This is a genomic window from Rhodoblastus sphagnicola, from assembly GCF_002937075.1.
Lineage (GTDB): Bacteria > Pseudomonadota > Alphaproteobacteria > Rhizobiales > Beijerinckiaceae > Rhodoblastus > Rhodoblastus sphagnicola.
Genome location: NZ_NHSJ01000104.1, coordinates 1 through 21,585, shown reverse-complemented (window position 1 = coordinate 21,585; position 21,585 = coordinate 1). Strand labels below are relative to the sequence as shown.

Here is a 21,585-nt window from a genome sequence, read left to right as displayed (position 1 = left end):
CCTATGAAGCCACGCTTGCGTTCGCCGTAAACCCGAGCCAAATGGATCGCGCTCTTCCCCTTCATATATCCGATCACTTGGCTGACCGCGTATTTCAGCGGGATCGACAGCATCATGTGAACATGGTTGGGCATCAAATGCCCCTCCTCCACCCTGCTCTCCCGCTGCTCCGCCAGTTTCCGCAGAACCTCACCAAGATGCTTCCGTAACTCGCCGTACAGCGCCTTGCGTCGGAATTTCGGAATGAAAACGACGTGGTATTTGCACTCCCATTGAGTGACTTAGGCTTTCAAACTCGTCCATCGCGATTTGACCCTTCAGTGTGCTTGGCGGCTCACAAAGGGAAAAATCGCGGTGGGCTCCCGCAAACGTCAAACTTCTACTGCCACCCCGGCAAAGCCGGGGGAACTCTCAATCTATTAGTCCGCCATCGCTCTCGCCCCTGCGCATCCACACTGTGAATTGACCATTCTGAGCCAATCACAAGACCCGTGTTGTCTTGACGGACCGCGAGCGATCGAGAAATTCCATAAGGACCCAACTTGATTTCCTGACCGTTGACACACCGCGCGGTCGATTGCGCTCGCCGATCGGCCCTGCGTCGATCAGCGGTGCCCGCGGGCAGATGCGCTGGTGGCGGGCAGCGCCGTCTTTTCGGCATCTTAGAGTCAAATCTTGGTCGACTTGATGCGTCTCATTCTTCAGGTTGGCTGTAACATTTTGTATTCATGATATCTTCCGTCACAATTATTGCGCGCCACTCGCTGCCGTGAGCGGGAAAATTCGCACTGCGAAGTCGCTTGATGACCAGCGCTTTCGTGGACCGTGGTGCATAACTCTAGGGAATGCATAACTTACTTCGCGCTTTTAACAGATGATTCAGTCTTCGTTTTTATATCATGTCGCCATGACGCAGCGCTCTCGGAACCGCATTTCCTGAAGAAGGCAGACGTAAGCGATAGCCGATGCCAAGGGTTTTTCGAGTATATACAATGTCTTGCAGACATTTCGTCAGCCCCTAAAATACGGAACGCTTAGACCATGCCATCCTCGAGCATACTCACGCTGGCGGCGCGGTTCACGCGTGATCGCAGCGGCACTGTCGCCATTCTTGGCGCGCTCGCCATGACGGTTCTCGTCGGCTTCGTGTCGCTCGTCACCGAGTATGGCATGGCCCTCGAAAAACGCAGCGCAAACCAGCGCATCTCTGACGCCGCCGCCTACGCCGCCGCGCTGCATTACTCAGCGAGCGGCTCAAACACCGCGCTGCAGAACGCTACGATTGCGGCCAACAATCTCGCAGCGCTTAATGGCGTCGCCCAGGCCGATGTCGCCGTAAATCCCACCACGACGGCAGACGGAAAGAGCGCGGTCGCGGTGACCATCACCGGGAACAACACGCTGTTGCTCGCCCCTGTCGTTGGGGGCGGACGAATGCTCACGAGCCACGCCGCAGCGGCGGCGCAAGCCGCGCAGACCGCAGCGGCTGCACCCTGTGTCATCGCGCTCTCGTCCAGTGGCGGTGTCACTCTGTCGGGCGGCACCTCGCTAACGGCCCCGACCTGCGCCGTCTCGACCAACGCAAGCCTCACCGTGCCCAACGGCACTTCGCTCACCGCTGCAAGCGTGACCTATGGCGGCGCGACGCCGAGCGCCATCTCCATCTCCAACATCCACACGGGTCCCCCTGCAAGCATAATTGCCCAAAGCGTCACCGATCCGTTGTCGGCGAATTCCGGAGTTCTCGCGGCGGAAGCCGCAGCGACCGCCGCTGCGTCGATTACGAGGCCGGCCGCGCCAAGCTCAATAAATGCGCAGCAGATCACACCCCCTGCAGGCACTGGTGGAACCAACGTTTCGTTCAATCTGCAATATTACCCAACGACGCAACAACAATCCGGAGGATGCACGGCGACCTACCAGTCCAGTGTCTGGACCATCAGCTGCCCGGCCGGACAGAACTATACCTTTTCGTCGCTCACCGTCGCCGGCAGTCTTGGCGTCAATTTCGCCGTCTCCGGAACGGGCAACACCACCTTCAATTTTCCAAATACGCTAACGACGTCCTGGTCGAACTGGACCTTCGGACCAGCGAACTACAATTTCCTCGGCGGCCTATCGATCAGCGGCGGCTCAAACGCATTCACAAGCAACGGCAGCCCCCACACGATCTACATCAGCTGCAACGCTAACTCGGTCCTATGCGGCTCCAACACGACGGGTTTGAGCCTGAATAGCGCCAACATCTCGTTCCAAGGCCCAACCAACCTCTATGTCAACGGGCCCATGACCGTCGCCAGCGGCAACCTGACTATGACAGGCCTTAATTCGTTTACGGTCATCAGCAACCTGACATTCAGCGGCGGCTCCACGGCGTCCTTCACCGGCGTCAGCACGTTCTATGTCGGTGGCGCCTTTAATACTCAAGGCAGCGCAAACGTTAGCTTCAGCGGCGGAACCAATGTGTCCTACACACTTGTGGGCGGACTATCGCACGCCAGCAGCAGTCCGCTGCTTTTCCAGGATTCCGGAATATATTCCATCGGGCCAACCGGCTCCTGCAATGGATCGAACTACTCAATCTGCGTTACAAACAACGGAGCGCTCAACTTCAGCGGAACCGATACGTTCAATATATCGAACGGCATCTATGTTTCTGGCGGCGACACCCTTACAATGGGGTACGGGTCAAATAATTCGTTCTTCGTCGGCGCAGCCGGAACCGGTTCCTCCGGCACCGCAATCTCTCTCGGCGGCGGCGCCTATCTGACCCTGGCTGACGCGACCGCGTTCAACCTCGCCGGCGATTACGACGCTACCGCCGGCGGCGGCTCCTGCGCGATACTGCCCGCCGCCTCGATCCACAATATCGCCGGGTCGTTCAAGACGGCAGGCGGCACAAAGCTGGGAGCCGGGCTCTATGCCATCGGCGGCTATTTCGCCTCCGGTCAGTCCAGCGGCGGTTCAGTGTCGTGCAATGGCGCCACCGTCGGCGTGCAGGGCACAAGCGTTACAATCGCCTATGCTGCCAATTCAACGACGATCGGCAGTCCTTGCAACAGTGATGGCGTCTGTTTCGCCAACGGCTTCAACTACGTCAACCTAACGGCGCCCACCACTGGGACCTACGCCGGATTGCTGTTCGTCGGCCCGAGTTCGAAGTCGGCGAGCGCCATGCTGACCGGCGGCGCCGGCGCGATCATGTCGGGCGCCTTCTACTTGCCAACCGGCGACTTCGGACTTGGCGGCGGGGCCTCCATCGCCTCGCCTTCGGGCGGCTGCCTGCAAATCGTCGCCAAGACCGTAAGCCTCGCCGGCGGCGCGACCGCCGCATCGAACTGCATCACCACCGCCACTTCCACGACTCCGTCACCACCAGTTATTGTCCAGTAACGAGGTCGCCCATGCTGACTAGATTACTCAACGACAGCTCCGCCACATCCGCGGTGGAATTCTCACTTATCGCGCCGATCCTGATCGGACTGCTCGGCGCGAGCGTTGATATCGGAACCGAAATTCGGATCAAATACAAGCTGACCTCCTCGCTCGCCAATGCGGCTGACTATGCACTCATCCACGCCACGCAGGCTTCGAGCCAGGGCGCGGCGGCCCTCGCCGCGACGACGGCCGCACTTGCCGCCTCGAGTTACGCAGCCAACTGGGCCGATACTCGGGTCGAGGTTAACAACGGCGCCACGGCGACGGTCACAGGCGGCGTCGCGGCCGCCTCGGGCACTGCCTCGAACGCGGAATCCACTTATTGTCCAACCGGCTCTGGCGCGACTTTCGCCTGGGGCTCAGCCACCACGAGCACCTGCTCCAATAGCGCTGCGCCAGGCAAATACATCGTCATCACCGCCAGCAAAAGCTTCACGCCCCTGATCCTGCCGACCAGTCTCACCGGAACGCAGATCGGCACAACCATGGTGGCCCAGTTGCAATGATCAAGGCGCTCATCACCAAAGGCGTACGGGCGGATTCGGGCGCGACTGCGGTGGAATTCGGCATTGTCGCGCCGCTCTTCGTGCTCCTCGTCGTTGGCGTCGCCGAAGTCTCGCGGGCACTGTGGATCGAGGAGGCGCTTGCCGACGCTGCTGCGCGCACCGCGCGCTGCATGGGCCTGAAACTCGCCGGGTGCGTCAGTTCCAGCTCCTACAGCCAAATTGCAACGAAGAGCTATGCGCAAAGCGCCGCCAACACCTGGGGGCTCAAGCTGCCAGCCGGCAATGTCGCACTGGAAACCTCGAGTTCATGTCCAGGCCAGACTGGGGAAACCTCGTTCGTCACCGCGACGCTGACCTACAACTACTCTACCGTGGCCGCTGCGTTGCTGCCCGGGGTCTATAACATCAACCTAACGGGAAGCGCCTGCTTCCCGCAAAGCTCATAAAATGCGTATCCCTCCGGCGTGACGCGCCTTGCGAGATTTAGTGCCTCGGAGTGATGCTCCGCAGCTAAATTGGCTTTATGGGCGGGGTTAGCTGCGCAGCATGGGACAGAGACGGTGATATCCGGCGCCGAGCGCCGCCGGCGGTGGAGCGAAGAAGACCAGGCGCGGATTCTTGCAGTCCTTTCCGAGCCCGGGGCAGCGATCGCGCAAGTGGCGCGCCGCGAGGACGTTTGCACCGACCTCGTCTTCAAATGGCGGCGCGAAATGCGCGAAGCGGTTGAAGCGTACGCCAGCGGATTTGCGCGGGTCGTCATTGAGCCGGCGCCGGCGGCTGCACCGTCGTCGATATCGTCGAGCAATTCGTATTCCCAACCCATCGCGATCTGGATCACGCCATGCAACTGGCGCAGCGTGAAGGTCGCGGGCGCTTGTACTCTGCGCCAGATCATCGGGCTGAGTTCCAACAGCCAAATCTTGAATTGCATGACCGCGCCGCCGGGCATCTCCGATGCGGAAGCGGGAGATGAACCTGTTCGTTTCGGCAATACGAGCGGCGCCCAAGATGTAATCGAAGACTTTGAGGGAGACCTCTTCAGTCTCGAATCGGACTATCCAAATCTGCGCAAATTCGTCACCGCCGCCCGCGCATTCGCCGTCTATATCGCCTCGAACACGGCCAGCCTCATAAATTATGGCGAACGGTATCGATCCGGCGAGCGCATTTCCTCGGCTTTCGCGGAGGCGACGGTCAACGCCGAGGTGAGCAAGCGGTTCGCCAAAAAGCAGCAGATGCAATGGACCCGGCGCGGCGCGCATCTTCTCTTGAAGACCCGCACCCGGACGCGCGACGGAACGTTGCGGCCAACCTTTGAACGCGGGTTTCCGGGACTGGCCGGCAACAACACGGATAGCGCTATTCAGGCCGAAGCGGCACGACCGCCCCACACTTTGGCGTGCTCCCTTACGCGGACGCGATCATGGATCGCCTCGTCCACAACGCCCATCGCATCGAACTGACCGGAGAAAGCCTGCGGCGCGCTCGCGCCAAGAGCGTGATCAACTCTTGACCAGGCGCCGTTCCAGGCGCCAAGAAACCTAAGCCAGCATGCCCCGCGACCCGGGCGCCATCATCCCGTTACCGGGGGGCGGCATCATCCAGGAATCAATGGGCGCCATTATCTCGTAATTGTCGGGCGCCTTCGCAGGAATCGACATCCGTGCGCCTGAATCGTATTCTTCGCCAGATCCAGGCCGATGATGCAAACCTTCGCCATGGACCCTCTCCATCAGAATGGCTTCAACGCAACCATTCCGCCACGATGCTGGCGAGTGGGGGCGTCCACCCCATCGCTTGCGCTCAGCCTTGATTTCCGCCGTTTTAAAAGCCGCACACAGCGTGGTCGAGCAAGTGACGTTGTCGGTGGTAGCAGACAATACCACCGCGGCTAACTTGTATGAGCGCCTCGGATTCAGAAGATACAGCCTTGAACCAAGGACACTGAAGACACCCGTCGGTTATTCCGACGAGATCCTGGAGGTGTTGTTCCTTGAAGCGCAAACGCCTACGGTCTCGTAGTCGGCCGATCCCGGCAGCTAAGAAAAACCCGCGAGGTTTCGCGGGCTTTTCCTGTCGCTTTATTGCGCGGCCACGGTTCGGGCCGCCACGTTTGCACTGCGCGCCGGGATGCCGGTCTGCTCCGCACTGACGCGAGCGAACGCCGCGATACCCTCTCTGATGGCCTCGTGCGAAGGCAGTGCAAAGCACAGCCGCAGCGACGATGCCGCCGCTTCGGGATCGACCGCCCATTCGGGTCCCGGATTGAACGCGACGCCGGCCTCGGCGGCCGGCTTGATCAGCCGCCGCACGTCTACGCCCTCCGGCAGCCGCACCCACAGGTAAATGCCGCCATCCGGCAGGTTGAATTCGACTGCGGCGCCGAATTCCCGGGCCAACGCGTCCACCAAAGTGTCGAGTTTCGCGCGCAGCCCAATCGTTAGCCGCTGCACATGGTCATCGAAGTGGTGCGTAAAATACTCCGCGACAACCAGTTGCTCCAGCGCGCCGGGGCCATCGCTGCGCAGCGCCACCAGGCGGCCCAGCACATCCGGCGGCGCGATCGCGAACCCCAGGCGCAGCGACGGCGCAAGCGACTTGCTGAACGAGCCGATATGAATGACCTGCGCCGGATCGAGCGCGTAGAGCGCTGGCGGCGCGCTTCCGGCCCAGACCAGATCCGCATAGCACTCGTCCTCGAAAATCGGCACGCCGTATTCGCGCGCCAGAGCAATCAGCCCGTGGCGCCGGTCGAGCGGCAGCACACTGCCCGTGGGATTCTGGATCGTCGGGATCGTGTAGATATACTTGGGCCGCACGCCACGCCCTTTCAGATCGCGCAGGATCGTCTCCAGCGCATCGATGCGTAGCCCATGTTCGTCGAGCGGCGCGCCGATGATTGTCGCTCCGATCTTGCGCAATTTCGCTAAGGCGCCGTGGAAGGAAAGAGATTCCACAATGACGGTGTCGCCCGGCTCGACCAGCAGCCGGTTCACCAGGTCGATGCCCTGCATCGATCCGATGGTGACCAGAACGTCGTCGGGGGTGGCTTCGATGCCCCGGTGGGACGACGATTTCCGGGCGATAAACTCGCGTAAACCGGTATAACCGAGCGCGCCCTGGCCGAGGCCGTAGGTAGCCAGGAGCTTGCCCTCACGCAGCAGCGCCGACGCAGCAGCTTTGGCGAGCCCATCCAGCGGAATCGCCTCGGGGTCGTTATGTCCGCCCACGAAGTTGTAGCGCGGGAACCCCGTCCAGCGCGCCGCCGGTTGAGGAACATTGCTGGCAAATACCTTAGAATAGTCGAACCCCGTAGTGCTCATGGTGCGCTCCGTCCGGATAGCGTGGACGCGATCGATCTATGTGGAGGCGCGTCTGTGCGATACGTTATAATAATTTATATAATCGATCAACAACGTCAACAATAAAATGGGATTTGGCCAGGGGAATCGCATCCGAAAGTTTCATGCCCTTGTCTTCGTCGCCCTGAGAACCGCCCAATGCCCTATCGCCGCCTCAAGTTGGCTGCCTTTTAGGCGCAATCTCGAACGTTTTTGAATTCATTTTTTGTTGACTATTCCGATCGAATTTGTATTCTAAATGTCGACGCCCGAGAAAGGAAGCGTCGCGCCGATCGAGGAGTCGCTTTCCCATGCCCATCAATCTCCGCACACCGCAGGCCGAGACCCGCGATCAGCATCTGGGAGCCATCACCCAGTGGCCGGGCGGCGCGAAGGAGTTGGCGCGCAATTGCGCCTTCACCTACGGCTGCTGTCGGGATTGCGGTCCGGGCGGCCGGCGCCTGTGCGAACTGTCGAGCCCCTATTCGCAGGCCTTGATGTGCGCCGAGCAGATCTCGGTCACCAACGCCACCATCATCAAGGACACGGTGGTCGTCCAGCATACGCCGATCGGCTGCGCCGCAAGCCAGTCGTCCACCTCCAGTTATTCGCGCGACCTCGCGGCGCGGCGCGGCCGGAAGCCCGAGGATCCGAAGTCGATCTGCGCCAACCCGGGCGAGCGGGACGTGGTGTTTGGCGGGCTCGACCGGCTCGCCGACGCCAGCCATGACGAAATCGCCGCAATTATTTGGCGTGTCGCTCCCGAGCGCAGCTGTTCAGAAAACTCTTCCGCAACGGGCTGTTAACCCGAGTTCCGACCCGTGGGTGTTAAAACAAAGCCTGTTGAAAATAGATAAAATCGATCGGCTTAATAGTATTATTATATTTCATCGGAGTCGTGGGTATGAAACCGTTTTGGTCCGTCAAGGGGTGCTTCATTTGGAGAAACTGGCGGACGGGCGCCGCAATGGCCACGCTCGCCTGCGCCGGGATTCCGTCTTTCGCGTCAGGACCGGCGCAAGCGCAGCAACAAGCGGCGTCGGACGCCACCGTGCAGGAAGTCGTGATTCGAAGCAACAGCGACGCCGCCGGCCAAGAGGAAGTCCAGAGGACGCCGGTCCTTGTCACGCGGTTCGGACAGCAGAAACTTCAGGATTTGAACATTAACAACACGCGCGACATCGCCGGTTCCGTTCCGAGCCTCACGCAATGGCGGGCCGGCGTGACTTCCTCCAATTCCAATTACTTCTTTCGCGGCGTCGGCGAATTGGACGCGCAGGGACAGCCCTCCGTTGGCATCTATCTCGATGACGCCTATTTCCCCCGTCTGCTCGGCTCGCAAATCGATCTGCTCGACGTCAACCATATCGACGCCATTCCAGGGCCGCAGGGCACGTCCTTTCCGCATGACGCCGAAGCCGGCGTGGTTCATATCGTTACCAATACGCCTGACAATAATAAGCGATTGGTCGTCGAAAGCGGCTTTGGCAATTATAACGACAGGAAAGTCAGCATCCTCGCCAGCGGCCCGATCATCGAGGACCAGCTTTACGCCAGCCTCTCTGCGTCCACGCGCGGGCGCGACGGCTGGACCAACAACGTCACCACCGGACAGAAAACCAATGATATTGCTTTGACCAATACGCTCGGCAAATTGCGCTGGACGCCGACCCAACAACTCGAGTTCAGCCTCGCGACCGATCTCGAAGTCGACAATGGATCGTCCAAATCCTATGGCAATCTGGCCGTTCCCGGCAATACATCCTCCGCTACTTACAATCCGCTCTATCCCTATAATCATTTCGCACAATATGGCGGCGCGCTGACCGTCTCCTATAAGATCGACGACCATCAGACCGTAAAATCAATCTCGCAGGTGCGGCATTTCGAACAGATCGCGCTTTACGACAATACCAGCGACCTATGGGCGCGTGGCTCGAACTGGCTGAATTATAGGGATAATAATTATTCGCAGGAATTCCGCTGGCAGGGAGATTATGACCGGTTCAATTTTAAAACCGGCTTATATTTCAATCGGGATGTCTGGTATTCCGCGCGTAGGGCAAATGCAGTTAGTATTTATACAGATTATTTTGCGACACCACAAAAAAAGTCTGCCTATCAGCCGACTTATCAACGTCTCTCTCAGACGACAGATACCTATGCTCTTTACGGTTCAGGAGATTATCTGTTAACAGATAAACTTAAAATAACACTCGGCGGTCGTTATAACTATGAGCGGCAGGCGAATGACAATTACAACTATTCTCTTGTCAGCAGCCAAAATGTTTCATCACTACAGGGCGGCTCCTATACGACCACGGACAATTACGCCTTTCTCAACAATCCCATCGGCGTGCTGAACTGGCATGTGAACAATAACGCCGGCTGGACCTCACTGTCGCCGAAGGCTGTGATCTCCTATCAAATTCTTCCAGAAATTATGCCCTATTTTTCCGTGTCGCAAGGTCACAAGGACGGTGGTTTCGACTTCCGCGCCCAAGGGCCGACTCTCGCCTCCTACATTCAGGCGATCGTTCCCTATAAGCCGGAGACGCTCACGACTTATGAAATCGGAGCCAAGACGAATTTTTTCGAACAGCGACTCCAACTCAATGCCGCGCTTTTCTATAATAATTTCCAGGACGTTCAGATCACGGCGCTCGATCCGACGACAAACACGTCGCATCGCTTTAATGCCGGCCATGCCTATTCGGAGGGCGCCGAATTCCAGGCCACGGTCGAGCCGGTCGACGATTGGACCGTCGGCGCGACCGGAAGCCTGCTCTTCGCGACGCTCAACGCGTTCGACGGCAAAGTGACCTATCAGACTTACGCCAATTCGGCCTGGGGCGCCTATCTGACCGTGCCGACTTCGCCGCATTCGGGCGCGACCTTGCCTTATTCGCCACGGTATCAGGGCAGTCTCTATTCCATTTACAAAGTCCCGATCGACATTCCCGGCGTGTGGAAAATTACCGGCAGCGTTCAGGCGCAATCGTCATATTACACCGACGCGCTCAATGTCTTTTTCCTTAAAGTGCCGCCGCAGGCCTACCTCAATCTTGGAGCCAGCTATACGACGCCAGACGAGCACTGGACCATCTCGGTCAACGCGAAAAACGTCGCCAACGCCCGCTATGTGCAAAGTTACACCTATCAGGCTATATCCGCCGGTAATGCAAACGCCGGGAAGCCAGCTTATTGGTCGGCGGCCTATGTCGAACCGTTCTCGATTATGGCTTCGGTTCGCTACACTTACTGAAGTGTGAATCGGCATCGAACAGTGACCCCACTTGAAACATGGCTCAAGTCTCTGACGTGGCGCCATAATCTTCTTCTTTTTCGGAGTCCGATCGGCGTCGAACCGTGCCCCCTCTGTGTTATCGAAAACGATTACCCATCAATAATTTGCGTTAAAGCCATTGAGGGTCCCGGTTCGATGCCGGTTCACAGTTCAGTGGCAGATTCCCCATCCGCCTGCGGCAAGCGCCGAGAGCGGAGCGCCCGGCAGATCGATGGTGGCGGCAATGCAGCGGGTCGAGCCATCCACCGCCACGATCCGCGGGGGATCGAGTATCGGCAGATACAGCGTGCGGCTGTCCGCCGTGACGACGCCGCGAATGGGAGCGCCGGCCAGGGGAATCTCTCGTGCGCGACGCTGCGTGTCCAGGTCGTAGACAAGCAGGCGGCGCGAGGCCGGGCAAGCAACGAACGCTACGCTGTCCAGCCATGCCGTATAGACGCCATCGGCGTCGGCGGCACATCTAAACACCACCGGTTTCTCCGGATGCTCGAACCGGTAAGCGGTCAGCGTGGCTTCGGTCGTGTCGGGAATGAGCAGATAGGCGCCGGTCCCGGACGGGAACAAACCGGCGGCCCCGGGCCCGGCTGCGATCTCGCCGACGGCTTCGCCCTGCTCAGGGTCGAAAATGCCAATCGGCCCTCCCCCCTTCGGCTGGGCCAGCACCTGACGGCCGTTTGGCGTCCTGGCGAGCGCGACCATGCCGTCCCGGGCAACCCTGGAAGGGGGAATCTGTCGGACCAGCCGCCCGTTCGCCACATCGACGACGCCGATCCCTGCAATTCCGGCGGACGCGAGGTAGATTTCCGAATCCTGGTTGCCGAACATGACGTCGCGCAGGGGCGGCAAGCCGGAAATCACGATGTCGGCCCGACCGGTATCGATGCCGATCAGCGTAATCGAGCCGCCCGCCTGGTTGACGGCGGCGGCCACACGCCCCCCCGCGCCAAGGATCAGCCGATCGGCCGGGGTCGGCAAACGGAACGATCGCACGGCGCCGGTGAAGACATCGACCAGCGAGCCAGCGCCCGATGCGTCGGTGGCGACGAGCGTCGCGGCCTGGCGACTCACCGCCGCCTGACGCGCAACAATGCCGATCGGCAGGGTTCCGGCGATGCGTTCGTTATCGATATCGATGACGGTCACGTCGGGTGCAGCGGCGCTCGGGACGAAGACGTAACGGCTGATGTCCGCCAGTGTCGCGTCCACCGCCGCCCGCGCGCGCGCGCACGGCGCAACCACCAGCATGCCTGCAAGCCATTGGCGCCGGGAAAGCGGCGGCAGTCGATTCACCTGTCAGCTCCTGCGGTACAAATCAACTTGTGAGCACGTCCTGAGTGATCAAGTTGGTGAACCGGACCGGATCGGTCCCGGGCCGGAGAATACCGGTCTCGTGCAAGCCTTGAGCGAAATACAGAACGTGCTGGCGAAATTCCTCGCCGGTGGGGCAGCCGCGATGCGCGTCATAGGGGTAACCCGCGATCATATCGTCGAGTTCCTCCGGCTTCGCCTGGAACGGCGAATAGCGCGCGGCGGCCTTGACCGCGATTTGCCGGTCTTGGTCAACCAATTTTGAAGCCTCCAGCATCGCGCGTGTCAACGCCGTGGCGGCGGGGCGGTTGTCGCGGATCAGCTTGCCGTTGATCGCCAGCACACAGCAGGTGTAATTGCCCAATTCGCCTTCGCCGTTGGAGGCGAGTTTAAACAGCTTTCCGTTGCTGCGCTTGACCGCGTAGTAGGCATTCGGCTCGCCGTCGGCGAAGGCATCGATTTCACCCTTTTGCACCGCGATAACAAACACGTCGGCAGGATACTGTCGCCAGATGATCTCGTTCGTCGGGATGCCGGCCTTTTTAAACTGGATTTCGTACAGCAGCTTCATCGGGCTGTTGAGATCGGACATGCCGATGCGCTTGCCGCGCAGATCCTGCAAGCTGTTGATCCCGGCGTCGCGGGAAGCGATGAGATATGCGCAGCCGGCATGGACCCCCGATGTCAGCTTGACGTCGAAGCCGGCCTCCAGTGGCTTGAGCAGGCGCAGCAGGAAGGTGGAGGTGGCTTGCGCCTTGTTGAGCGCAAGCGCTTCCAGGATCGAGGCGGTGTCGGTGCCGGTAAAGATCGTCTCGACGTCGAGGCCGTGCCGGTCGAAGATGCCCTGCTCCTTCGCCACGCCGACGACGACGTTGCAGAGCGCGGCGGGGTTCCAGATGAAGGTGATCTTGGTGCGCGGCGTCAGGATGGCCGGGGCGGCGAGATCGTCGGCTGCGTGGGCGCTCCGCATGACCGTGCCCAGCGGAACCGCCAGGGCGGACGCGGCCGCAAGCCGCCCGAAGGCGCGGCGGGACAGGGCAGTGCGCGGTCCGGTAACGGAAAGCGCGTTGGCAACGTCTGAAACTGGCCCCATTCCACAGCCTCCTTTTCGCGCCTCGCCACCGGCTGATACGCCCCGCTTGGGGGCAAACCAGACCGCCCCAACCGAGCGATGTGGAGGTACGTCCATGCGATACATTTTAAAAAAATATAATGCCGATCACATAAGTCAATAATTAAACGGGATTTGGCCAGCGGAATCGCATACGAAAGTTTCTTGCCCTCGTCTTCGTCGCCCAGAGACGCGCCCAATGCCCTGTCGCTGCCTCAAGCTGGCTGATTTTCAGGCGTAATCTCGAATGTTTTTGAATTCATCGATTGTTGACTATTTCGATCGTTTTTGTATTATAACTTTCGACGCCTCAGAAAGTAAGCGTCGCGCCGATCGAGGAGTCGCGTTTCCATGCCCATCAATCTCCGCACACCGCAGGCCGAGAAGCGCGCCAACCGGACAGGAGGAAGAGCATGAGTGTCGTCACAGCCCAGATTGCGCCGACCGGACAGCAGAACACTGAGGCGCTCGTCAACGCCGTGCCCGCGCCGCCCACTTTGCTGACTGTTTCCGGCCTGGGGTGGTTGACGGTCGCCGCGCTGGTCATAGGCCTGCCCGATGAGCAGATGGTGGATCGCACCGGGCTGCTCGCCACGTTGCTCGCCTGTGCCGGCGCGGCGCAATTGCTGCTGTGGGCCGGTAGCCACGTGGCGCCGGTGCTGGCGCACGCGGGCAAGTGGGCGCGCTGGTTCGTGGCCCTGGCGGTCATGATCACCGCTTGGGAACTGGCGACCGCAAAATTCAACGTGCTGCCGCTGCCGTTCTTTGCTTCTCCGCAAGCCTTCATCGCAGTCTATACCGACGACTTTCCCAGGCTGTTCGACTGCCTGTGGCATTCGCTGCTGTTGCTTTCCGAAGGCTATTTCCTGGGCGCCGCCGTCGGCTTTGTTTCGGGCGTGGCGCTGGGATGGTCAACCAGCGTCGGCTACTGGGCGCATCCGATACTCCGGCTGGTCGGCCCGCTGCCGGCAACCGCCTGGATTCCGATCGCATTTTTCATATTTCCCAGCAGCGCCGCCGCCAGCGTATTCCTCATCGCGCTGGCCACCTGGTTTCCCACCACCGTGCTGACCTGGTCGGGCGTGGCGTCGGTACAGACAGCGTACTACGATGTCGCCCGCACGCTGGGCGCCAATCAGCGTTGCCTGGTGCTGAGGGTGGCGATTCCGGCAGCGCTTCCATCCGTCTTTGTCGGCTTGTTCATGGGTCTTGGCTCGTCTTTCGCCGTGCTCGTGGTTGCGGAAATGCTGGGCGTGAAATCCGGGCTTGGCTGGTATCTGCAATGGTCCCAGGGATGGGGAGCCTATGCCAACATGTACGCTGATCTATTCGTCATGGCGCTGATGTGCTCTACCTTGATCACCTTGCTGTTCAAACTGCGCGACCGAACGCTCGCGTGGCAGAAAGGCTTGGTGCAGTGGTGAGCGTTTCATCGGAACTGGAGCGGCCGCAAGCGGCGGCCGCGCCCACCCGGGAGGCGGCTGGCGCCGCCCTTCGCATCCAGGACGTCAGTCACGGCTTCGTCCTGCATAACGAGCTGCTGCCCGTGCTCGACGACATAACCATGTGCGCGGAGCCGGGCGAGTTTGTCGCCCTGCTCGGCCCCTCCGGCTGCGGCAAGTCCACGCTGTTGCGGCTGGTGGCGGGTCTGGATCGCCCGCGCCAGGGCCGGCTGCTGGTGGACGGCGAGGTAATCGCCGGCGCCGATCCATCGCGTGTTGTTGTTTTCCAGGACCCGACGCTGTTTCCATGGCTCAGCGTTTGGCGCAATGCCGCATTCGGCCTGCAGGCCCGGGGTGTGCTGAAGCAGCATCGTAGTCGCGTTGACGACGTGCTCTCGCTGGTCGGCTTGACCGAGTTCGCGAGAGTTTATCCGTACCAACTCTCGGGCGGCATGGCGCAGCGCGCCTCCTTGGCCCGAGCGCTGGTCAACGACCCGCGGCTGCTTATTCTGGACGAGCCGCTCGGCAAGCTCGACAGCCTGACCCGCCTGGCGATGCAGGGTGAGTTGACGCGCCTGTGGCGGCAGCGCGGCTTTACCGTTCTGATGGTGACGCACGACGTGGAGGAGGCGTTGTTGCTGGCGCAGCGGGTCGTCGTATTCAGCGACCGCCCGGCCCGCATCCGGGCCGATCTGTACGTCGATCTGGAATATCCGCGGCGTCGCGACCATCCGGAAATTCTGCGTCTGCGCCGCGAAGCGCTCGGGCTGCTCGGTCTTGAAAAAAACTGGTAGCAACGGATTAAAAACCGAAGGAATTATTCTCATGACTGAAGTGCTCGATCGCCTCGCCAAACCGCGCGCGTCTCGCAAACGGACTCCGACTGCGGAGAACTCGAAGGGACTGAAAGCGATCGCCGCGCTGGCGCAGAACTATTCATACGCGCAAATCCAGGCCGAGGCGGCGGCCGGAAAATCGGTGATCTGGGGCGGCTTCAGTTGGGAATCGCCGCTGATTTACGCGTGCGACACGATTCCGGTTTGCATCGATCAGCTCTGGCTCGACAAGAGCCGCGAGTCCGAAGCGATCGCCGAGGATCACTTCCAGATCCCCGGCGAGTTCTGTTCGATGATCAAAACGGTAATCGGGCGGCTGCATACCGACCAGGGCAACAATATCAAGCGCATCCTGCATTTCGGCTCCGGCTGCGAACCGATCCATGCCGTGTTCGAACTGTCCAAGCGCGATGGCTATGACGTGCAGACCATCGAGACGGTCAGTTCGTTCACCAACGAAGAAAAGCGCCCGGCCGCCATCAAGATCCTGGTCAGCGAACTTCAGCGCATCGCAGTATGGCTGAGCGGCAAGCCGGTCGATGAGAATCGCGTCGCAGAGGAGATTCGGCGCAAGAACAGCTTGCTGCGCAAGGTCCACAAACTGTTCGAACTGCGCGGGAAGCATCCGCTGTACATCTCCGGGCTCCAGACGCTGCTGATCTTCATGGGGTCGATGCACGGATACGGGGATTTGGAAGCCTTCGGCAAGGCGGTCGACTCGCTGATTGCCGAACTGGAAGCCCTGGAAGTGAAGCCGCTGGACAGCGCCTACATTCCTCTGGTGGTGGCCGGCGGCGTGGGCAACCGCCGGCTGCTGGAGGCGATCGAGGAGTCCAACGGCGCCATCGTCTCCTGGGTCATCGGCGGCGATCTGCTGTACGATGAGAATTTGCCCCCGCTTGAGTCGCTTGCGCATTACGTGCTGGACGCGCAGGGCCGCGGCGACCTCGGCGAAATGGTCGGCGCCTCCGTGGCGTATCGCCGTCTGCGGGTGGAGGACGAGGTGCGCAGGACCGGGGCGCGGGGGATCATTTCCTCGTCTATCATCGGCTGCCCCTATGCCAGTCTGATGCAGCAACTGGAGCGCGACTATTTCAAAGCTCATAGTGTGCCACTGCTGGCGTTGGAAACCGACGTGCACAAGGAGCCGCCGACCGAAGAACAGATCATGCGGGTGAAAGCGTTCATCGAGATGTTAGCGTAGTGATCGGCTTTCTGAGCCGGGCCCGGCGTGCAATCGCGCCGCGTCCGAGCTTTTGGGGCGCGCAAGTCGCCGTTCCTGCGAGTGGCGCGAAGATATAATTACGTTGTCAGATGTGAAATAGACAAGAATCCTTGTTCGTGCGGCTGACTGAGAGATAGTAGTCTATATAATACATAGAATTTATGTTGACCGACGTTCCACTTAAGCGGAAAATACTCCGCCGACCGTATCGCCGCTCCGCCCAAAACCGCATGGAGTCGTGATTTGACCGCCCAATGACCACTGCCTTTACGCTGGCGCCGAACGCGATGTTCCAAATCCCGGAAACGTGGCGACCGCCCGGTTGCCACGGCGTCGAGCCGACCGGCCAAGCGCCCTCGATAACTGAAGACCGGAAACAGCAGGAATGAAGATAAGCACCATTACAGGCGAGGCCTCCTGGAAGTACTCACCGCCCGATCCGGTGATCGGCTTCGACATCGGTTCGCGCGGATCGAAGGGGGTGCTGCTGACACCGGACAGCATCTACACCTCCTTCGTCCCTACCGGCCTTTACATGCAGGAGACCGCCGACATCCTGCTGAAGCAGTTGTTGCGCGCGGCCAAGCTGAGGCGCCGTGACATCGCCTTTGTCGTCGGCACGGGCTACGGCCGCATATCGCTCGCCTACAAGGATATTCCCTATCAGGTGGTGACCGAAATCACCTGCCATGCCATGGGCGCGCATTCGCTCAACCCGCGCACCCGCACGATCATCGACATCGGTGGCCAGGATTCGAAGGCTATCAAGGTCGATCCGGCGACCGGCAAAGTTCTTGAGTTTGTCATGAACGACAAATGCGCGGCCGGCACCGGACGGTTCCTGGAAAAGGCCGCGGTGCTGCTCGGCCTCGAACTGCACCAGCTGGGCGACGTCGCGCTGGAGGCCAACGAACCGGCGGCAATCAGCAGCCAGTGCGTGGTGTTCGCCGAGTCCGAGATGATCTCCCTGCGCGCCCGCGGCGAGCGCCACCAGGATGGCGCCGCTCGCGCAAACATTGCGGCGGGCATCCATTTCGCCACCGCCCGGCGGGTCAAGTCATTGCTCGGCCGCGTCGGCACCGAGCCGGACCTGGTGTTCACCGGCGGCGTCGCCAACAACCCCGGCATGTGGTTCGCCCTGGAGACCTTGATCGGCGCCAAATTCGCCCGTTCTCCAATAGACATGATCTATGCCGGCGCGCTCGGCGCCGCCGTGCATGCGGGACGTCACCACGCGGCGGCGCTCGCCGCAGGGACCGCGAGGCCACGGCCGACGCCGGTGGCCCGCCCGCGCCGCGTCACCCCTGAAAAAATCCTCGTCAACAGTCAGAATGGGTAGAGATCATGGTGAACGCACACACGTCACTCCCATCGCTCAGCCCGGACCTGCTCCCGGTCCATGCGCTTATCGAAGCCGAGCAAAAGGAATTTATAGGCGCCGAGGACGGCGTTCAGCGCGCGGGCTATTTTTGCGCCTACACGCCACCCGAATTGCTCGCTGCCGCCGGCGTAAGGCACGCCCGTCTGTTCAAGGCGGGCAGCCCGGAGATCGTGGCGAACGGGGAACGCTTCACCCAAAGCGTGTTCTGCGACTTCAGCAAAAGCTGCATCGGCGGTTTCGACAAGAACGAAGGCGACCCGCTCTATCAGGCGGTCGACAAGGTCTTTAATTTCCATACCTGCGCCTCGATGAAGCGCGCGTCGGAGGTTATCGGGCAGTTCGTTCCAACCACACTGCTCAATTTGCCGCGGTTGCGCGATCAGGCCGCTTCGCGCGAATTCTTCCGCGAAGAAATCATTCATTTCCGGGACGACATCGCGGAACTAGCCGGCCGAGCGATCTCGGACGACGAGATCAGCGCCCAGATCGTCCTGTTCAACAAGGCCCGCCGGCTCATCCAGCGCTTTTCCGAGTTGCGCAAGCGCGCCAATCCACCTTTGTCGGGGAAGGATTTCCTCGAACTGGCCCGCGGCTACTACTATCTGCCGCCGGAAAAACTGCTGGCGACCTATCAGCCACTCTACGAAAAGCTGAGCGCGGTCAAGGATGATGGCAAGCGCCCGATCAGGCTGATGATCTCCGGCAGTGAAATGGCCGATGGCGATCGCCGGCTTGTCGAACTGATCGAAGACGAAATCGGCGCCAGAATCGTGGTGGAGGATCACTGCACCGGCTTGCGGCCGTTTACCCATACGCTGCGTGAGGATGGCGATCCGTTTGCGGCGCTCGCCGACGGTTATCTCGACCAGGCGCCTTGCGCGCGCATGAAGCCGCTCGATGACAGCGTGCATTTCTCCGGCGGCCTTGCCAAAGAGTACGATGTCGAAGGGATCGTCTTCGTCTATCTCAAGTTCTGCGCCTGTTACGGGGTAACCAAGCTGGAATTCCTGAACTACTTCCAGTCCCTCGGCATTCCGGCATTGGAGATTTCGAGCGACTACTCCCACAGCGATCATGGGCAGCTCAAGACGCGCGCCGAGGCGTTTGTTGAGATTCTGAACGATCGCCGCGCCGATGCGGTGGTTGCGGCGGACTGAACCCGCGAAAAGGACACATCACATGAGCAAACCCTCCGGACTCGAAAGACAACCTCGGTCGGTCCGTGCTCCGTCACTCCTTGCGAAGGGCTCGAAGGGCCTGGCGTTGCTGAACGCGCTGGCGCAGTCAAACGCGTACGAGGTGATCCAGCAGCGGGAAAATCGGTGATCTGGGGCGGCTACAGTTGGGGTTCGCCGCAGATCTAAGCCTGCGACGCCATCCCGGTCGGCTTTGGAACGATGACAGTTGCCGTGTGGCTAACCGGCAAGCTCGCGGACGAAGTCCGTGTCGCCGAAGAAATCAAACGCAAGAACCAGCTGTTGCTGGCGCGAGTGTTTGCAGAGCGAACCGGCGCACCGGCACAGCGCGCTATCGTCCGCAATGTGGCTGTCACTTTAGGAGAGACATGATGCTCGATGATTCATACAGCCGGGTTTCGGCGTTGTTGGCCAAGAGTTTTCCGCCCGAACTCGTCGTGAGCGATCCGGAAAAAGTCGCGGACTGGGATTCCGGTTACGGCATTTACGCGCGGACGCCGCGCTTTGTTGTCGTGCTCGAAAATGAGGACCAGGTGCGATCACTCCTTTCGGTGGCCGACCGCGCCGGTGTTTCGGTCACTTTTCGAGCCGCTGGCACCAGTTTGTGCGGTCAAACGGTCAGCGATTCCATTCTGGCTGCCTTGGGCGATGGCTGGAACAAATGCCAGGTTGAACGGGACGGCGAGCGCATTCGCTTGCAACCGGGTGTTTTCGGCGCCGAAGCCAATCGCGCTCTGGCTCCATACGGTCGCAAGATCGGCCCCGATCCGGCCTCACTGGATATAGCCAAGATTGGCGGCATCGTCGCCAACAACGCCAGTGGAATGTGCTGTGGGACGGCTGAGAACAGCTATCGCACCTTGGCCGCTATCCGCGTCATCCTGGCGGATGGCGCGATCATCGACACCGGCGACGCGGAGAGCGTCCGGGCCTTCTCGAAAAGTCACGGCGCCATGTTGGACCAACTCGATCGGTTGGCTCGGCGGACCAAGGCCGACCCTGTTTTGTCCGAACGCATCCGCCGGAAATACCAGATCAAGAACACCGTCGGCTATAGCCTCAATGCATTGGTGGATTTCGATGACCCCATCGATATTCTGGCGCATTTGATGATCGGTTCCGAAGGCACCCTGGGGTTCATTTCGGAAATCACCTTGCGCAGCGTGCCTCATCACGCACATCAGGCCGTGGCGTTTCTGCTGTTTCCTGATGTGGTTGCCGCCTGCAAGGTGGTGACCGCCTTGCGGTTGGGTGCGCCGGTTACCGCGGTCGAGGTGATGAACCAGACGGCGATCGGCATGCGCGTCGCTCAAGGCGATACGCCGGCCTATGTTCGAGGCCTGCACGAAGCGGCGACGACGCTTCTGGTGGAAACCCGTGCGGCCGACGCCAATGCTCTCGTCGCTCAGGTTGCTGCGGTTGAAGCTGCCTTGGAAGATTTCTCCCCTCGTTATCTTGTACCTTTCACCAGCGATCCGGCGCAGACAGAGGAATTGTGGGCCATCCGCAAAGGGCGGCGCTCTTTCATTTCCGGGGCTGGGCGGAGCCACGGACCGATCATTCTCGGTGAAGATGTGGCTTTTCCAATCGAACATCTCGCCGAGGCGACCGCCGATCTCCAAAAACTCCTCCACGACCATGGTTATCCGCCGGCGGCGATTCTTGGCCACGCGCTGGAAGGCAATTTGCATTTTTCCTTCGCTTTGGATTTTAGCAAAACGGACGAAGTGGAGCGGTTCCGCCGGTTGACCGACGGTCTGGTTGAGTTGGTGGTTGATCGTTATGACGGTTCGCTCAAGGCCGAACACGGAACAGGCAGGGCCATGGCTCCTTTCGTCGAGCGGGAATGGGGATCCAAAGCGTTGGAATTGATGCGGGACATCAAGCAGCTTTTCGATCCGCGGGGCCTGTTGAATCCTGGCGTGGTCCTCAGCGGCGACCCGGATGCGCATCTCCGGTTTCGGTGATTGATCCTCGACCGGCGTTGCTCACTTTCAGCATCCCCGAATAGTTTGGTGTTTTGGGACAATTGGGCGACCCAACACCATGCAGTGTCGGATTATGCTCCTGACGAGCGTCGTGACGAAGGGTCGTGCGGCTGAGTGGAACAGGAAAGTGTCGTAATGAACCGCGCCGGGTTTGCCGGAGGCTCCAACTCCCAAATAGGATGGAGCCATCATGAGCACTACGACCAACAAATTTTCACCTGAGGTTCTCGCCCGCGCGGTGCGGATGGTTTTGGATCACGAAGGCGATCACGCCTCGCACTGGGCGGCGGTATCGTCGGTGGCGTCGAAGATCGGCTGCTCGCCGCACACCCTGCGTGAATGGGTCAACAAGGCTGAAGTCGATGCCGGCAAGCGCTCTGGCGTGCCGAGCGATGTCGCCGAGAAGCTGAAGGCGCTGGAGCGCGAGAACCGCGAACTCAAGCAGGCCAACGAGATCCTGCGCAAGGCATCGGCTTATTTTGCGCTGGCGGAGCTCGACCGCCGAT

The 21,585-nt window shown here is 60.4% G+C and carries 16 protein-coding genes and 5 pseudogenes; 17 read left to right on the top strand and 4 right to left on the bottom strand.

Going from position 1 to position 21,585, the window contains the following annotated elements; genetic code table 11:
• Positions 1-303, bottom strand: a pseudogene (gene tnpA, locus CCR94_RS17195) (IS200/IS605 family transposase); the annotation flags it as partial.
• A 738-nt stretch (positions 304-1,041) separates the two neighbouring features.
• Here tnpA and CCR94_RS17190 point away from each other — a divergent pair.
• The 7 genes and pseudogenes from CCR94_RS17190 (at position 1,042) to CCR94_RS26695 (ending at position 5,966) form a co-directional block, all read left to right on the top strand.
• The gene (locus CCR94_RS17190; RefSeq protein ID WP_104509075.1) at positions 1,042-3,393 is read left to right on the top strand and encodes a pilus assembly protein TadG-related protein; all 2,352 of its coding nucleotides are present in this window, start codon (positions 1,042-1,044) and stop codon (positions 3,391-3,393) included.
• An 11-nt stretch (positions 3,394-3,404) separates the two neighbouring features.
• Positions 3,405-3,944, top strand: coding sequence for a TadE/TadG family type IV pilus assembly protein (locus CCR94_RS17185; RefSeq protein WP_104509074.1), 540 nt, complete (start codon positions 3,405-3,407; stop codon positions 3,942-3,944).
• Positions 3,941-4,390 (top strand): TadE family protein, encoded by a 450-nt coding sequence (locus CCR94_RS17180; RefSeq protein WP_104509073.1) that lies wholly within the window; start codon positions 3,941-3,943, stop codon positions 4,388-4,390. Before CCR94_RS17185 ends, CCR94_RS17180 begins: the two co-directional genes overlap by 4 nt.
• A gap of 114 nt (positions 4,391-4,504) precedes the next feature.
• A pseudogene (locus CCR94_RS26090) lies at positions 4,505-4,660 on the top strand (transposase); the annotation flags it as partial.
• 270 nt (positions 4,661-4,930) lie between these two features.
• Positions 4,931-5,323: pseudogene (locus CCR94_RS26080) on the top strand (ISKra4 family transposase); the annotation flags it as partial.
• Positions 5,324-5,352: 29 nt separating this feature from the next.
• A pseudogene (locus tag CCR94_RS25710) lies at positions 5,353-5,457 on the top strand (ATP-binding protein); the annotation flags it as partial.
• 224 nt (positions 5,458-5,681) lie between these two features.
• Complete coding sequence (locus tag CCR94_RS26695) at positions 5,682-5,966, top strand: GNAT family N-acetyltransferase (protein ID WP_146090065.1); 285 nt, start codon at positions 5,682-5,684, stop codon at positions 5,964-5,966.
• 59 nt (positions 5,967-6,025) lie between these two features.
• On the opposite strand, the gene CCR94_RS17160 is transcribed toward CCR94_RS26695, so the two are convergent.
• Positions 6,026-7,267, bottom strand: coding sequence for an aminotransferase-like domain-containing protein (locus tag CCR94_RS17160; RefSeq protein ID WP_104509070.1), 1,242 nt, complete (start codon positions 7,265-7,267; stop codon positions 6,026-6,028).
• Positions 7,268-7,596: 329 nt separating this feature from the next.
• On the opposite strand from CCR94_RS17160, the gene CCR94_RS17155 reads away from it, so the two are divergent.
• Together CCR94_RS17155 and CCR94_RS17150 are read left to right on the top strand one after the other, a co-directional pair.
• The gene (locus CCR94_RS17155; RefSeq protein WP_104509069.1) at positions 7,597-8,091 is read left to right on the top strand and encodes a hypothetical protein; all 495 of its coding nucleotides are present in this window, start codon (positions 7,597-7,599) and stop codon (positions 8,089-8,091) included.
• A gap of 161 nt (positions 8,092-8,252) precedes the next feature.
• Positions 8,253-10,550, top strand: a complete 2,298-nt coding sequence (locus CCR94_RS17150) for a TonB-dependent receptor (RefSeq protein ID WP_158254811.1) — start codon at positions 8,253-8,255, stop codon at positions 10,548-10,550.
• A 192-nt stretch (positions 10,551-10,742) separates the two neighbouring features.
• On the opposite strand, the gene CCR94_RS17145 is transcribed toward CCR94_RS17150, so the two are convergent.
• On the bottom strand, positions 10,743-11,882 hold the full coding sequence (locus CCR94_RS17145) for a YncE family protein (protein WP_146090064.1): 1,140 nt from the start codon (positions 11,880-11,882) through the stop codon (positions 10,743-10,745).
• Between the two features lie 22 nt (positions 11,883-11,904).
• On the bottom strand, positions 11,905-12,993 hold the full coding sequence (locus CCR94_RS17140; RefSeq protein WP_158254810.1) for an ABC transporter substrate-binding protein: 1,089 nt from the start codon (positions 12,991-12,993) through the stop codon (positions 11,905-11,907).
• Positions 12,994-13,424: 431 nt separating this feature from the next.
• Between CCR94_RS17140 and CCR94_RS17135 the strand changes: the two genes are divergently transcribed.
• The 8 genes and pseudogenes from CCR94_RS17135 to CCR94_RS17105 all read left to right on the top strand — a co-directional run.
• Positions 13,425-14,435: an ABC transporter permease gene (locus CCR94_RS17135; RefSeq protein ID WP_104509065.1), complete on the top strand. Its 1,011-nt coding sequence runs from the start codon at positions 13,425-13,427 to the stop codon at positions 14,433-14,435.
• Positions 14,436-14,449: 14 nt separating this feature from the next.
• Positions 14,450-15,247 carry an ABC transporter ATP-binding protein gene (locus CCR94_RS17130; RefSeq protein ID WP_244594113.1) on the top strand — a complete coding sequence of 266 codons (798 nt, stop codon included), beginning with the start codon at positions 14,450-14,452 and terminating at the stop codon, positions 15,245-15,247.
• 31 nt (positions 15,248-15,278) lie between these two features.
• Complete coding sequence (locus CCR94_RS17125; RefSeq protein WP_104509064.1) at positions 15,279-16,493, top strand: 2-hydroxyacyl-CoA dehydratase family protein; 1,215 nt, start codon at positions 15,279-15,281, stop codon at positions 16,491-16,493.
• Positions 16,494-16,899: 406 nt separating this feature from the next.
• A complete protein-coding gene (locus CCR94_RS17120) occupies positions 16,900-17,853 on the top strand; it encodes an acyl-CoA dehydratase activase (protein ID WP_104509063.1) in 954 nt (317 codons plus the stop codon).
• A gap of 5 nt (positions 17,854-17,858) precedes the next feature.
• Positions 17,859-19,052 (top strand): 2-hydroxyacyl-CoA dehydratase subunit D, encoded by a 1,194-nt coding sequence (locus CCR94_RS17115; RefSeq protein ID WP_104509062.1) that lies wholly within the window; start codon positions 17,859-17,861, stop codon positions 19,050-19,052.
• A gap of 240 nt (positions 19,053-19,292) precedes the next feature.
• Positions 19,293-19,463, top strand: coding sequence for a hypothetical protein (locus CCR94_RS25165; RefSeq protein ID WP_158254809.1), 171 nt, complete (start codon positions 19,293-19,295; stop codon positions 19,461-19,463).
• Positions 19,463-21,058: an FAD-binding oxidoreductase gene (locus tag CCR94_RS17110; protein WP_158254808.1), complete on the top strand. Its 1,596-nt coding sequence runs from the start codon at positions 19,463-19,465 to the stop codon at positions 21,056-21,058. The genes CCR94_RS25165 and CCR94_RS17110 overlap by 1 nt, the downstream gene beginning before the upstream one ends.
• 211 nt (positions 21,059-21,269) lie before the next feature.
• Positions 21,270-21,585 (top strand): annotated as a pseudogene (locus CCR94_RS17105) (transposase); the annotation flags it as partial.